Source organism: Streptomyces sp. NBC_00286 (assembly GCF_036173125.1).
Classification (GTDB): Bacteria; Actinomycetota; Actinomycetes; order Streptomycetales; family Streptomycetaceae; genus Streptomyces.
On sequence record NZ_CP108054.1, the window covers coordinates 7,071,295 to 7,085,374 of the forward strand.

Genomic DNA, 14,080 nt, shown 5'->3' on the forward strand with positions numbered 1-14,080 from the left:
CTTCGGAAGGTGACATCGTGAAGTTCAGCTACGCGCTGCTCCCCGACTATCCCCTCGCGGAGTCCCTGGACTCGATCAAACTCGCCGACGAACTCGGCTTCCATGCCTGCTACGCCGCCGACGAGACCTGGCACAAGGACCTGTGGCTCCTCTTCGCCGCGGCCGCCGGGCAGACCAGCCGCATCCGCCTCGGCCCGAGCGTCTCCCCGGTGACCCTCCGCGAACCGACCCTGATCGCGCAGGCCGTCGCCACACTCGACGAACTGTCCGGCGGACGCGCGGAGGCCGTGCTCTCCAGCGGCAACTTCGGGCTTCTCGCCCAGTACAAGATCGACTGGTCCCGCACCCGCCCGCTGTCCCGCGTCAAGGAAGCGCTGCATGTGGTGCGCACGCTGCTGGACGAGGGCACGATCTCGTACGACGGCGAATTCTCCTCGTACGAAGGCCTGTTCACGTTCGCGCGACCGGTCCAGAGCCGGGTGCCGCTGAAGCTCGGTGCGATGCGCGGGCCCAAGTCCTTCGAAGCGGCAGGGGAGTTGTCCGACGGCTGCCATCACGCGCTGAGCTACACGCGCGAGGCGTACGAGTACGCGGTGCGGCACATCCGGGCCGGGGCCGAGCGCGCCGGCAAGGACTGGCAGTCCCTGGACATCGGCGCCTGGGTCGTCTTCGCGACCGGCCCCGACTCCGCCGCCGCCAAGGACGCGGCACGCAGCATGGTCGGCATCTACGCCTCCTCGATGCCCGAGGAACAACTACGCCGCAACGGCGTCGACCCCACCGAACTCAAGCCGATCATCGACGCCATCGCCGCCGGCGACCTGGCCCGAGGCATCGAACTGACGACGCCGGAGATAGCCGAGCGCCTCTCCATAGCGGGCACCCCCGAGGAATGCCGCGACAAGATCCAGCGCGAGATCGCCCCCACCGGCGTGAACCACATGATCTGCGCCCTCACCGACCGCGCCTTGGTCAAGGCCTTCACGGGCCGGGACCTGGCGGAGGTGGCAGACGTGAACACCCAGCTCCGCCTCATTCAGGAGCGGATCATGCCGGCGTTCGCGTGACCGGACACGGTTGCCGAACTGCTGATCCAGGCTCCCGGGACGGCTCACTCATAGGGGACGGGGTCGGTCCGGTTCGATTTCGCAGCCGAATGCCCCCGCACGATCATCACCATGCTCCATGGACTCGTACGTTTTAACCGGGAGGAGGTCGCGCGGGGGGAAAGGAATTAGGCGCCCTCTGCGCATCACAACAGCCACAAAATATCCGATGCAGTTATGGGTGCGGACAGGTCTCCCAAACAGGTGCAGAGCACACAGCGACGTGTCACCTCGCTAATTTCCGCACAACAGCCCACGAACATCCCTGCTCGGCGTCGTCAAGGCTGGCATTCCTGTCGATTTATTATCAATAATCATGCGGTAGTTCGCATAAAAATTTACTAGCGGCGTCACCTTGTCAACGAGTGATCACGGGGGGAATGCTGATGCGTGGCAAGGCTTGAAAGTTATACGACCGCCGCTTTTCGGGCACAGGTGACGGGGTGCAGTGGCTGGGCTTTCCGGAATGTTTCGCTCGAAGTCGCCGCCGGCCCTTGCCGTGCGGCCGCTGGGCCGGGAAGGCGCATTACTCATGCTGATAACTGGCAAATTATTTCGTTTGATGCGGGTCGCCATTCCCCTCTCTACCAATACGGAGGACTGAACCATGCGCATTCTCGTCGCCGGGGCCACCGGAGTGATCGGACACCCCCTGGTGGGCGCGCTGCGGGCGCGGGGTCATGAGGTGAGCGCGCTGGTACGCCAGGAATCGCGGGAGCGGAGCCCGGAGGCGGACAGCATCGTGGTCGCCGACGCCCTCGACCGCGAGGCCGTGTTGTCGGCAGTGTCGGCCGCCCGGCCCGAGGTGGTCGTCCATCAGATGTCGGCGCTACGGCTGCTGGGCGACGACCCTGTGGCGGCCTTCGCGCTGACCGCGCGGCTGCGTACCGAGGGCACCGCCAACCTCATCGAGGCGGCCCGGGCGGCCGGTGCGCGGCGGCTGGTCGCGCAGTCCATCGCCTTCGCCGCCGCCCCGGCCGGGGAGTCGGTCCTCGACGAGGACGCGCCGCTGTATGTGGACGCCCCCGACCCGGGCTGGGCTGCCACCGTACGGGCCGTCGCCGAGCTGGAGCGGTTGGTTCTGGACAGCGGGCCGCTCGCCGGCGTGGTGCTGCGGTACGGCACGCTGTACGGCCCCGGCACCCTGTATGCCCGTACCGGCGGGGCTGCCCAAGCGGTGCTGGCCGGACAGTTCCCGCTGCCCGGGGACGGCGCCGGGATCACGTCGTTCCTGCACGTGGAGGACGCCGTGGGGGCCACGGTCGCTGCCGTCGAATCGGAGGCCATCGGGGTGTTCCATGTGACGGACGACGAGCCGGCCCCGGCCGCGCAATGGCTCCCGCACTACGCCCAGGTGCTCGGCGGCCCGTCCCCGCGGACGATCCCGGCGGACCACGCGCCCCGGCTGCTCGGCTGGTACATGACCCATCAACTCACCGCGGCACACGGCGCGTCCAACGACCGGGCCCGTACGACGCTGGGCTGGAAGCCGCTGCGGCCCAGCTGGCGCGACGGGCTGGGCCAGGAATGACCGGCCCCAACGGAACCAAACGAAATAAACTTACGGATTTACCTTATTGGACGTGGAAATTGTGAACCCGATCACCAGGTTGCGCCCTTCCGCCACCACCGTGGAGCAGTACCGCAAGGAGGACCTCTGGCGCGCCGACACCATCCTGGACGACCTGGCGCGGTGGCGTGCCGAGACTCCCGACGCCCCCGCCCTTCTCGTGTCGGAGGCCGGCCGGGGCCTCCTGCAGCTGAGCTACGCGCAGTACGCCGAGTATGTGGACCGCTTCGCCGGCGCATTGCACGCGCTGGGGGTGCGCAGCGGTCAGGTTGTCGCGATGCAGTTGCCGAACCTCTGGCAGGTCGGACCGCTGGTACTGGCCTGCGCCCGGCTCGGGGCCGTCGCCGCGCCGATCATGTGCGCGTTCCGCCCCCGTGAGCTGGAGCGGATGCTCCGCCGGCTGGATGCCGTCGTCTGCGTGACCATCGATCGGTTGGACAACTTCGAACACGCCGCGGCGCTGGCCGAGATGGCCCCCCGGCTGCCCGCACTGCGCCACCGTGTGGTGCTCGGCGAGCGGCCCGCAGACGGGCACGACGGGGACGACGGGGAACTCGACTTCCGCGAGTACTTCGAGCACACAGAGCACAGCACCCTGCCGGATGCGTCCGTCGTGGACCCGGACCGGGTCTCCTTGGTGCTGTTCACCTCCGGCACCTCCGGCGAGCCGAAGGCCGTGCTGCACACCATGAACACCTGCTACGCCTGGTACGCCGCCGTTGCGGCCGCCGACGGAATCGGCCCCGCCAGCCGCGTCTACTCACCGAACGCGGCGACGCACATCGTCGGCCTCACCATGGGGATCTTCATGCCGCTGCACCGCGGCGCCTGCGCGGTCATCACGGACCGCTGGGAGCCGGAGGCTGTCATTCCCTTCCTGGCCGAGGCCCAGGTCAGCTGGATAGTCATCGTCCCCGTCTTCCTCTCCGCCCTGATCGACGCGATGGAACGCACCTCGCTGCGGCTGCCCACCGTGCGGATCATCCGCGCGGGAGGCACCACGGTCCCGCAGCCGCTGTTCAGGCGGGTGACCGAGACCTTCGGAATCCCACTGGATGTGGGCTGGGGCATGACTGAGGGCGCCAATGTCTTCACCCGCTCCGGAGAACACCCGGAGCTGGCTGGACGCACCGTCGGGCGCCCCGCCCCGGGCCATGAGATCGACCTGCGGGCCGACCACCCGATCAGCGACGACCAACCCGGGCGTCTCTTCGTCCGCGGTCCTTCGCTGTGTCTGGCCACCTGGGGCCGGGACGACGGTCGGTTGACCGTGCTCGCCGAGCACAACGACGGCTGGTACGACACCGGTGACCTCGCGGCACCGGACGGCCACGGCGGCATCCGGCTGCACGGCCGTGCCGAAGACCGGATCGGCGTCATCATGATCCCGGTCAGTGATGTCGAGTCGGCACTGCTGGACCACCCCGACGTTCGGGATGTCGCCCTGGTCGGCTACCCGGACGGCCACGGCGGCGAGCTCGCCTGTGCGGTCGTCGTCCCGGGGAAGCGGACGCCCACCCTCGAGGGCCTGCGCGACTGGCTCGGCGGGCTCGGCATGAGTGAATGGTGCCGGCCATCCCGCCTGGAACTCCTGCCCGAACTGCCGCGCAACGAGACCGGCAAGGTGCGGAAGAACCTGCTCCGGGAACGGCTTCATCTCCGCGCAGCTGACTAAGGGGTCCTTGCACTATGCCCGTCCGGGTCGCCCGGACAATCATCCCCCGGCGACCCGACTACCAGGCCCTGTTCCGACCCTACGTAGCACATAAGCTGATTTGGCTCATCGACAAGCGCTATCCGCACTGAAGCATCAGGCACCCCCTGACGGGAGATATCAGCACGTGGACACCACCGGACCACGCACCGCCGAAAGCCTTGCCGCACGCTTCCACGACGTCGACTCGTCCGGCGTCCCCGAGGACTTCATCGCCTATTTGCAGAAGATGGAGGAGAGCGAGAGCGGCCGCGCAGTGCGGGAAATCACCTACCGCGCCCTGGAGGCCGCCGAGGGCAAGGGAGCGGACATCGGGTGCGGCGCCGGCCGCGCCGTCGCGGATCTCGTACGGCTCGGTAAGGACGCCGTGGGGGTCGACAGCAGCCAGGCCATGGTTGACGCGGCCCTGGCCAGGTTCCCGCACTGTCGCGTCGTCAGGGGCAGCGCCTTCGAGCTGCCGTTCGAGGACGGTGAACTGTCGTGGTACCGGTCCGAGCGGACCTTCCTCCACTTCGGCGATCCCGCCGAGGCACTGTCCGAGGCCCGCAGGGTGCTGAGGCCGGGCGGGACAATCGTTCTCGCGGACCCCGATCTCGGGTCGATGGTGCTGAGTTCGCGGATCCCGGAGACGACCGACGCGGTCAAGGACGCGTTCTGCTCAGCCGTCCCGAATCCCCACGCCGGCACCTGCAGTGCCTACCACCTCGCCGACGCGGGATTCACCGACATCGAGGTCGTTCCCGTCATGGCGGCTCTGAACGACCACGCGTCCGCGTTCGGCGTCGTACTGGAGCCGGCCCTGACGGCGGCTCTCGCCCAAGGCGCCGTCAGCGAGGAGGCGGCGGCGCGGTGGAAGGACGACCTGAGCGATCTCTCTCGCCGGAACGCCTTCACCGCCACGGCGACCTTCTTCGTCACCACGGCCCGCCTGGCGTCGTAGGGGTGGAGCCGTTCGGTCGGGAGTGCATGCGAGGCCGGTTCAGCTCGATCGGGCAAGGGGCGGCTCCTGGGCTTGCGGTGACACCTGCCCCGAGGGCATCCGGCCACCGGCTCCAGGGTGACTCCTCGGCCCCCTCTGGCGAGGCTGGAAAAGCTCAGTGTGCGGGTCTGGTCGTCAACTGCTTGGCAAGCAGGGCAGTTTGGTGGAACTCGCCCTCACCGAGCGAGCCGTACGCGTCTCCGTCTCCGACCCGAAGGGCGAGGTGCTGCCGACCCTGCGAGAGGCGACCGCGGACGACATGGAGGACGCCAGGACGGACACCCGTGTGACGCCCGCGTTTCCCGGCGTACGGCCGTCGCCCCGGAGGTAAGCCCGAAGCGACCGTACGTGTGAGGAGCGAGAATCGTTCTGCGAAGGTCTGCAAAGGAGATCGATCATGGCCATGCCCGACTGGCTCACCGTCCTGACCACGACCGACGCCCCGGAGAAGGCGGACGCACTCGCGCGCGGCGCGGTCGCGGCACGCGTGGCCGCGTGCGCGCAGATCTCCGGGCCGGTCACGTCCGTCTACCGGTGGAAGGGGGAGATCGAGACCGCGTCCGAGTGGCAGGTGCTCTTCAAGACCACGGAAACGCGGTACGCGGAACTCGAGGTGTACCTGCGCGAGGCACACGACTACGACACGCCGGAGATCATCGCCACGCCGATCGTGCGGGGGAGCGCGGCGTATCTCGAGTGGCTTGAGCAGGAGACGGCGGGGTGAGTCGCCCACCCATCTTCGTGTACGGAACGCTCCGCCCCGGAGAGCCCAACCACGACCTCTTCCTGCTCGGGCACACCGTTTCCGAGGTGCCGGGGCGGCTGGCGGGGGCGGTGCTGTACGAGGGGCCCGGCTACCCGTACGCCGTCGAGGAGCCCGGTGGCATGGTCTGCGGCGAGCTGATCACTCCCGTCCCCGAGCGGTACGACCAACTCCTGCTCGCCCTCGACCGGTTGGAGGACTACGCACCGGGGGATCCAAGCAACCTGTACGAGCGCGTGGCCCGGGACGTGATGCGGGAGGACGGCACGAGCCTCCAGGCTTGGGTGTACGTGGCCGCACCTACCGTCGCCGCCCGCCTGCGGATCCGCGGCAAGCTCATCGAGGGCGGGGACTGGCGGGCGCGGGGTTGTTGAGGAGCGGGCAAAAAATGTCGTCCAGTCACCGCTCAGTTTTCTGACGCCCCCCGGTCTACATCTACGAAAGGAACACCAACCCCCGTACGACAAACAGGAGTCAGAGCCATGACCGCGACCGCGCCCCAGACCCAGACCATCGCCCAGTCCTCCTCCCCCTCCTCGATCCGGTCCCTCGCCACGCGGCCCGTGTGGCTGGTCGGTGTGCTGGCCACCCTCGCCGGGGCCGTTGTGACCGAAGTTTTCGGGCTGATCGCTCGCGGCGTCGGCGTACCGATGGACGCGGCCAGTCCCGGGGCCAAGGAGGCCGCGGAGATTCCGGTCGGCGGCTTCGCCGGAGGCGTGGTGTTCTGGTCGATCGCCGGGATCGTCCTCGCGGTGGTTCTCGCCCGCTGGGCCAAGCGTCCCGCCCGTACCTTCGTGACGATCACCGTCGCCCTCACGGCCCTCTCCCTCGCGGGCCCGGCCGCCGCCCCGCACACCGCCACGTCCACCCAGATCGTCCTGGCCGTGTCCCACGTGGTCGCAGCCGCAGTGATCATCCCCGTACTGGCCCGCCGCCTCGCCCACCACCGCCGGTGACGAAGGGGACAGCCCCACCCACCCGTAGTGGCACCCTCGGTATCGCCGAGGGTGCCACTACGGGTGGGTGGGGTGGGGGCGTATGGAGGCGTTCACTCAGCCTTCGGCTGACCGGCGACCGGCCTGCAGGATCTGCTTGACGTCGAGGGTGACTTCGGCGCCGACTGCCTCGGGCAGGGTGACGACCTCGCCGGGGGAGTGCGGGCGGTGCTTCTCGTAATCGTCCCCGGCGGGGTCGGTCAGGACGTGGAGGCGCTGGTGCTTACGGTCGACGATCACGTAGACCGGGATCTTGGCGCTGGCGTATGCCTTCACCTTGTCGCGCAGGTCGGTCCGGTAGTTGCTGGAGGTGACCTCCAGGACCAGGCGGAAGCAGACGGGGTCGTAGCAGTTGTTCTCGACGTAATGGTCCTGGAAGTCGGCGTCCACTAGAGAGAGATCGGGGATCGCGTAGTCCTCGGTGCCGGTCGGCAGCCACAGGCCGACTCCCTGTACCACCCTCGACTCCGTCCCGTGGAGACCGGCGGTCAGGAAGGGCAACATGAGATCGGTCAGGGCTACGGCGTGCGGGCCGTCCGGTGGCGGGGTCACGAGGATCTGTCCTCCGATGATCTCGACGCGGTAGCCCGGATTGCGGTCCATGAGCCGGTTCGCCTCCGTGATCAGAGGGCGGTGCTCATGGGGCCGCTCGATGGATGCTGCGGACATCACGTGCCTCCCGTGGGCTGGTGTCGAGAGCATCATCGTAGGCAGGCTGCAGACACCCTGTCCCGTTCCGGCCCGTTCACCCGAAAGTGATCACCTGGTCCGGTCCCCAGCCCCGCCCCTCCCCGGTTGTACCAATGTGCGGCTCCGCCGCGAAGCCCCCGGCGGTTGAGCGGGGCGCCTACCGGGAGGTGCGTTCGGTTCGTAGGCGCGAGCAGCCACGACGGCGCCGCAGCAAAAACGAACCCACCTGCTCAACCGCCGGAGGCAACCCGCACCAACAGTGACCCAGGAGCCACCGGCAACACCACCCGCAGCACCCCCGCTTCCCCGTCCCACTCCGCCGTGCCGGTCGGCGCCGAGGGATGCAAGACGTCCACCCGTACGTCCCCCCGACCCGCCAAGTGCGGCACGGAGAGCGTCTGTTCGGCCTCGCCGCCCCGGCGCCACACCGACAGATACGTCACCCCCGCCGGAGGCACCCGCACCCGCACCCCCAAAGCCACCCACTCATCCCCCCACCCCGGCAACCCGAGCGGCCAGAACGCCACCCCCGCCCGCAGATCCCCCCGGATCGACTTGTACGTCGCCACAGCGTCCCGTACCAGCGAAAGCTGCCCCGTCGACATCCGATCCAGATGCCCGGACAGATGCACCCGCCCCAGCAACGCCGTACCCAACGTGAAGTTGATCTCGTCGTCCGAGAACTCGGGCTGTGGGTACGCCCACACCGCCCCCTGCTCCGGCGGCACAGCCGTAGGCGCAGCCGCCGCGATCGGCGGATAGCGGAGCAGATCCTGCTGGTCGGACGTGGACTGCAGCTGAGCCACCGCCAAGGACGAGCCGTCCATGCGCATACCGCCGGACGCGCAGTTCTCGATCACCAGCGATGGGTGGCGGTCAAGTACCGACGACAGCCAGGACAGCCACGCCCGCGTATGCGAGAGCAACCCCGGCACGGACGTGGTGATGTTGTAGTCCAGCTTCAGGTAACCCACACCCCACTCACCCACGAGACGGTCCACCGTCTCGTCGAGGTGCGCCCGGGCCGCCGGATGCGTCAAGTCCAGCTGATGACGGCCCTGTTCGGTGACCCGCACGCCACCCTCGTGCCGCAGAAACGCCTCATCCGGCAGCGAGCGCGCGACGTCGCTGCGGACGCCCACGACCTCCGGCTCGAGCCACAGCCCCGGCACCATCCCGCGCGAGCGGACACGGTCGAGCACCGCCCCGAGCCCCCCGCCGGGGAACCGCCCGGCGGACGGCAGCCAGGCGCCGACGCTGTCCCACCAGCCCGCCGCGTCATCGTCGTACCAGCCGGTGTCGATGCAGAAGTACTCCGCCCCGGCCGAGGCCGCCGCGTCGATCAGCGGCAGCAGCTTCTCCGTCGTCGGGTCGCCCATCAACGTGTTCATGTAGTCGTTGAAGATGACGGGGAGCCGCTCGTGGTCGGGGTGCGGGCGGCGGACGAGACGGCGGTACGTCGTCAGCGCGGCCAGCGCTCCGTCGAAGCACACGCCGAGGGCCAGCGCCCCCCACTCGCTGCTGAACTCCCCGCCGGGCTCCAGGACTTCACGCCAGCCGTGCTCGTCCGAGGTCGGACCGCCGAGCGTCAGATACGTGTGTCCGCCGGCCTCCCCCGCCTCCCAGGACCAGCTCGCCGCGGACTCGATCTGCCACAGCCAACTGCGTTCGTCCGTACGGTGGTTGAGGGCGCCCATCGCCAAGTGCCCGTCGGTCGGCCAGCTGCCCCGCCCGGCCAGGCGCACCGCGGCCCGGCTGTCGTGCTCGTGGACGTCCCGGCCGATGTCGGGCACGGACGCCCGCAGCGGCTCGGCGTACCAACGGCACTCGGCGAGCCAGTCGTTGCGCGCCCGGAACACGAGCAGATCGTCGGGGGAGGGCAGGGCGCCCAGCAGCAGACTGCTGACCGAGCGCACGGTGACCGGCGCGGAGCCGTTGTTGCGGAGCCGTACCCGGGAGCGCAGCACCGGCACCCCGTCGGGCGAGGCATACTCCGCGAAGACCACCAACTCGCTTGCGGGATCGTGGAGTTCGACGGTCAGACGATGCCAGCCGTCGTCGTCGTACGTGGCAACGTGTGCCCGGTATCTCAGCCGCGGCCCGAGCGCCGTCCCTGTGAACCGCGGCCCCGAAAACCCCGTACCCTCACCGGCCAGCACCAGATCGACCAGCGGCAACCCGGCATCACGGACCTCGGCATCCTCATCCTTGGGCTCCGGATCACCGGGCCGCGCCACCCGCAGCAACCGAGGCGACTCCCCGCCGACACCGGCGGCCCAGGCGGCCCCGCTCGCCCCGCCGGTCCCAGCCTCACCTGCCTCCTCGACCCCACCGGCCCCGCCGAAATCGAAGTCGACCGCGAGCTCCGAATGCCCCCAGCGATAGTGCCGTACGCCGTTGCCGTGGTCCTGCGTCACCCGATCTCCCCGCGATAGCCCTGATGACTCATGTCCTGATGCCGTGATGCCGTGATGCCGTGATCTTCAAGTCAACAAGTCAACCGTTACCCCTGCCACCGGGCCCCGTACTCTCCCGCACGATCAACTCCGGCTCCGCACAAGGCTCCTGCCCCGGAGCCGACGGATCCAGCAGACGATGCAGCAAGCCGAAACCCGTACGCCCGAGCCCCTCGAAGTCCAGCCGCACCGTGGTCAGCGCCGGAGCGAGGTACGCGGACGCGGGCGTGTCGTCGAAGCCCACGACGCTCAGCTCGTCGGGCACCCGGCGCCCGGCCTCCCGTGCCGCACGCAGCATCCCGAGCGCGAGGTCGTCGTTGCCGCACAGTACGGCGGTGGCGTCGGGGTGGCGTTCCAGGAGCGTGCGCGCCGCGAGGTGACCGGAGCGTGGCGTCCAGCCGCCGTCGATCGGCGCAGGGGCGTCGACTCCCGCTTCCCACAGGGCGTCCAGCCAGCCCTCCGTCCGCTGTGCGGTGTGTGCCGTGGACGAGGGGAGGGCGAGGCAGTGCACGGTCGGATGGCCGAGGCCCAGCAGGTGGCGGGTGGCGCGGGTGGCGGCGAGGCGGTCGTCGAGCCATACGTGCCGGGGGTCCGGGTCGTCGCCCGGTGGGCGCTCGACCAGCGCCGTCACGGGTACGTCCGCGGGCAGCAGCTCCAGCGCCCGGACGCCCGCCGCGTCGAAGGCGATGACGATCACGGGCTCGCCGGGGCGTACCAACCGGGCCCGCAACTCCTCGGCGTCCAGGGACGCGTGGCGGTCGAGCACGCTGATCGAGACCGCGAACCCCGCCGTGCGCGCGGCCTCCTCGATGCCGCGCAGTGCCGCCGCGTTGCCGTACAGGGAGGTGTCGGAGGTGAGCACGGTCAGCGAGCGGACCGCCTTGCCGGCGAGTTCGCGGGCGGCCCGGTTGGGCCGGTAGCCGAGTTCGCCGATGGCGGTCTGCACCCGTCGGCGGGTGGCTTCGGCGACGCGTTCGTTGCCGTTGATGACGCGCGAGACGGTCTGGTACGAGACGCCGGCCGCGCGGGCGACGTCCCTGATGGTGGGCTCTTGAACGCTCCTCATGTGAACGGTCACTCCCTGGTTACCGCACTGGCCACTTCAGTGTTGGTGCTGCTTATTGCTGCAACAGGTGTTGACAGATGTTACTGCGGCGGGAGAATCATGCGCTGATGTGACCGTTCACACAAGAGTCCAGGAGCCGATGGATGACTCGGAGAACGCGCACGACACAAGGGACCAAAGGGATCACAGGGATCAGACGGTGGACCACCACGCTCCTCACGCTCGCACTGATGGGAGGCGCCATGTCGGCGGCCCAGCTGTCCGCGGCCCAGGGCGCGGAACGGGCGGCGCCCCGCCTCTCCGTCGACCTCGCCGACTCCGAGGGGCCGGTGATGCGCGGCGCGAACGGCGCGCTGTACGGGCTCAGCGACGACGGCGTGCCCAGCGACGCCGCGCTGGAGCCGCTGAAGGTCACCAGCATCTCGCAGAAGCCGGAGGGCGGCGCCCAGCACCCCAACGGGGACGCCATCACCGTCTCCAAGTCGTTCTTCCGCAACGGCGGCGGCGAGATCAACGTGATGATGCAGGACATCTACGCCAAGTGGCCGTACGAGGACCTCGGCATCGACGACTACCTCCCCAAGGTCGACAAGATCGCCAAGGAGGTGTCGGCCGCCCCGAACAGCGACCGCTTCGTCTACATCCCGTTCAACGAGCCCGACCAGATCTGGTACAACCTCGGCGTCGCGGACCAGGCGACGTACGAGAAGAACCGCGACCGGTTCTTCCAGGACTGGAAGACGGTGTACCAGCGGATCCGCGCGATCGACCCGGACGCGAGGATCGCCGGCCCGAACGAAGCCGCGTATCACACACGCCTGTTGACGGACTTCCTCGCCTTCGCCGAGCGCGAGAACGTACTGCCGCAAATCATGACCTGGCACGAGCTCGGCTCCGGCTCGCTGCGGGACTTCCAGGGGCACTACGACAACTACCGTTCGATCGAGCACGAGTTGGGTATCGCCCCGCTGAAGATCAACATCGATGAGTACGCCAACCGCCGCGATCTGTCCGTGCCGGGGCAACTCGTGCAGTGGGTCTCGATGTTCGAGCGCAACAAGGTGTACGGCAACATGGCGTACTGGGACGCCGCCGGCAATCTCAGCGGCCATGTCGTGCGCTCCAACATCCCCAACGGCGGCTGGTGGCTGTTCCGTTGGTATGCGGGCCTGACCGGCGACACCGTCAAGGTGACCCCGCCGCAGGCCAACACCATCGACACGCTCCAGGGCCTCGCCTCGTACGACACGAAGCGCCGGCAGGCGCAGGTGGTGCTCGGCGGCGCGGCGGGCGACGCGGACGTCGTCGTCAGGAGCGTCTACCGCAAGGTCTTCGGGTCCTCGGTCACCGCGACCGTGGCGGAGGCGGCCTGGTCCGGGTACGAGGGCGCGCACGCGGCGCCTCAGGTGCTCAAGCGCGTGAAGCTGAAGGTGGCGAAGGACGGCACGGTCACCGTTCCGCTCACCGGCATGCGGAAGATGTCGGCGTACCGCGTCGTCCTCAACCCGGCCGGCTCCGGCACACCCGCCGCGCCGTCCGTGCCCTGGTCGGCGTCGTACGAGGCGGAGGACGCGGCGATCACCGGCGGCCAGGTCTACACCCAGGGCACGGTGTCCAACGCCAACGGGTACGCCGCCTCCGGCACCAAGGACGTCGGTTCGCTCAACACCGCTTCCAGCAAGGTGGACTTCACGGTCTCGGTGCCGCGCACGGGGACGTACGACCTGGGGATCCTGTACGGCAACCAGAGCGGGACGCCCGCCACACAGAAGCTCTCCGTGGACGGCGGCACGGCGACGACAGTGACGTATCCCTCTACGGAGAACTGGACGTACCGCGCCCTGAAGACCGTCCCCGTCTCTCTCACGGCGGGCAGCCACACCCTGACGCTGGCCAAGGACAGCAAGGAGGTGACGCTGGACCGCGTCGACCTGACGGCGAGCACTACGCCTTCGGCGCGGTACGAAGCGACGCTCGCGGACATCTCGGGCAAGCCGGCGTACGACTACGGGAGTTCGGCCGGCACCGGGACGGGCACCCTGCGGCTCGGTTCCGGCGACAAGGCGGTCTTCGACGTGTACGCGCCGAGCGACGGCTACTACACGCTGACCTCGCGGGCCTCGGCGGCCGTGAAGCTGTCCCTGCACGGCCAGTCGGTGACGGCACCGCCCGACCGGGCGCTGAGGCTGTACCTGGTCGCGGGCAACAACCGGGTGACCGCGACCGGTTCGGGCGTCGGACTGCGCTCGCTGGACGTGTCGGGGGCGGGCTCGTCCTCGGGCACGCTCGCCTTCGAGGGCGCGGACGCGACCCTGGCCGGGGGAGCACGCCTGGAGTCCTCGACGTACGCCTCGGCGGGCTCGTACATCGGCTGGCTGGGCAACTCGGCGGGGAGTACGGCGCAGTTCACGGTCGATGCCCCCAAGGCGGGGCGCTACATGCTGGTCATCTCGTACGCCAACAATGACCGCCGCGACAACGGGCACGCGTACAACACGGACATCGTGTCCCGCACGGCGGATGTCACGGTGGGCGACACCACGCGGAAGGTGACCTTCAAGAACACGTGGAGCTGGGACGACTACTGGACGGTGGGGGTTCCGGTCGACTTGAAGAAGGGCGCGAACGCGGTGACGTTCGCCAATGCGTCGGCTTGGGCGCCGAACATCGACAGGGTGGAACTGGCGCCGGTACTGGGCTAGTTGGGTGCAGCACCGCGCCCCTGTGGAGGCCGGAGGCCT

12 protein-coding genes are annotated in these 14,080 nt (G+C 69.2%); 9 read left to right on the forward strand and 3 right to left on the reverse strand.

From position 1 onward, the window contains the following. Positions 1-17: 17 nt before the first annotated feature. The 8 genes from OHT21_RS32140 to OHT21_RS32175 all read left to right on the forward strand — a co-directional run bounded on the left by OHT21_RS32140 (position 18) and on the right by OHT21_RS32175 (position 7,088). The gene (locus tag OHT21_RS32140; RefSeq protein ID WP_328771772.1) at positions 18-1,067 is read left to right on the forward strand and encodes an LLM class flavin-dependent oxidoreductase; all 1,050 of its coding nucleotides are present in this window, start codon (positions 18-20) and stop codon (positions 1,065-1,067) included. Positions 1,068-1,713: 646 nt separating this feature from the next. Then, the gene (locus tag OHT21_RS32145) at positions 1,714-2,637 is read left to right on the forward strand and encodes an NAD-dependent epimerase/dehydratase family protein (RefSeq protein WP_328771773.1); all 924 of its coding nucleotides are present in this window, start codon (positions 1,714-1,716) and stop codon (positions 2,635-2,637) included. Positions 2,638-2,689: 52 nt separating this feature from the next. Then, on the forward strand, positions 2,690-4,351 hold the full coding sequence (locus OHT21_RS32150) for an AMP-binding protein (RefSeq protein WP_328771774.1): 1,662 nt from the start codon (positions 2,690-2,692) through the stop codon (positions 4,349-4,351). A gap of 166 nt (positions 4,352-4,517) precedes the next feature. Beyond that, positions 4,518-5,330: a methyltransferase domain-containing protein gene (locus tag OHT21_RS32155; RefSeq protein ID WP_328771775.1), complete on the forward strand. Its 813-nt coding sequence runs from the start codon at positions 4,518-4,520 to the stop codon at positions 5,328-5,330. A gap of 199 nt (positions 5,331-5,529) precedes the next feature. Beyond that, positions 5,530-5,700: a hypothetical protein gene (locus OHT21_RS32160; RefSeq protein ID WP_328771776.1), complete on the forward strand. Its 171-nt coding sequence runs from the start codon at positions 5,530-5,532 to the stop codon at positions 5,698-5,700. 66 nt (positions 5,701-5,766) lie between these two features. Then, on the forward strand, positions 5,767-6,093 hold the full coding sequence (gene cutA / locus OHT21_RS32165; RefSeq protein WP_328771777.1) for a divalent-cation tolerance protein CutA: 327 nt from the start codon (positions 5,767-5,769) through the stop codon (positions 6,091-6,093). Continuing rightward, complete coding sequence (locus OHT21_RS32170) at positions 6,090-6,506, forward strand: gamma-glutamylcyclotransferase family protein (protein ID WP_328771778.1); 417 nt, start codon at positions 6,090-6,092, stop codon at positions 6,504-6,506. Before cutA ends, OHT21_RS32170 begins: the two co-directional genes overlap by 4 nt. A 108-nt stretch (positions 6,507-6,614) precedes the next feature. After that, positions 6,615-7,088, forward strand: a complete 474-nt coding sequence (locus OHT21_RS32175; protein WP_328771779.1) for a DUF6069 family protein — start codon at positions 6,615-6,617, stop codon at positions 7,086-7,088. A gap of 96 nt (positions 7,089-7,184) precedes the next feature. Here OHT21_RS32175 and OHT21_RS32180 read toward each other — a convergent pair whose 3' ends face one another. The 3 genes from OHT21_RS32180 to OHT21_RS32190 all read right to left on the reverse strand — a co-directional run bounded on the left by OHT21_RS32180 (position 7,185) and on the right by OHT21_RS32190 (position 11,339). After that, a complete protein-coding gene (locus OHT21_RS32180; RefSeq protein ID WP_328771780.1) occupies positions 7,185-7,796 on the reverse strand; it encodes a Uma2 family endonuclease in 612 nt (203 codons plus the stop codon). A gap of 251 nt (positions 7,797-8,047) precedes the next feature. Further along, positions 8,048-10,234, reverse strand: coding sequence for a glycoside hydrolase family 36 protein (locus OHT21_RS32185; RefSeq protein ID WP_328771781.1), 2,187 nt, complete (start codon positions 10,232-10,234; stop codon positions 8,048-8,050). Between the two features lie 79 nt (positions 10,235-10,313). Next, the gene (locus OHT21_RS32190) at positions 10,314-11,339 is read right to left on the reverse strand and encodes a LacI family DNA-binding transcriptional regulator (protein WP_328771782.1); all 1,026 of its coding nucleotides are present in this window, start codon (positions 11,337-11,339) and stop codon (positions 10,314-10,316) included. Between the two features lie 230 nt (positions 11,340-11,569). Here OHT21_RS32190 and OHT21_RS32195 point away from each other — a divergent pair, with 230 nt between their 5' ends. Beyond that, the gene (locus OHT21_RS32195; protein WP_443050460.1) at positions 11,570-14,041 is read left to right on the forward strand and encodes a CBM35 domain-containing protein; all 2,472 of its coding nucleotides are present in this window, start codon (positions 11,570-11,572) and stop codon (positions 14,039-14,041) included. Positions 14,042-14,080 lie beyond the last annotated feature (39 nt).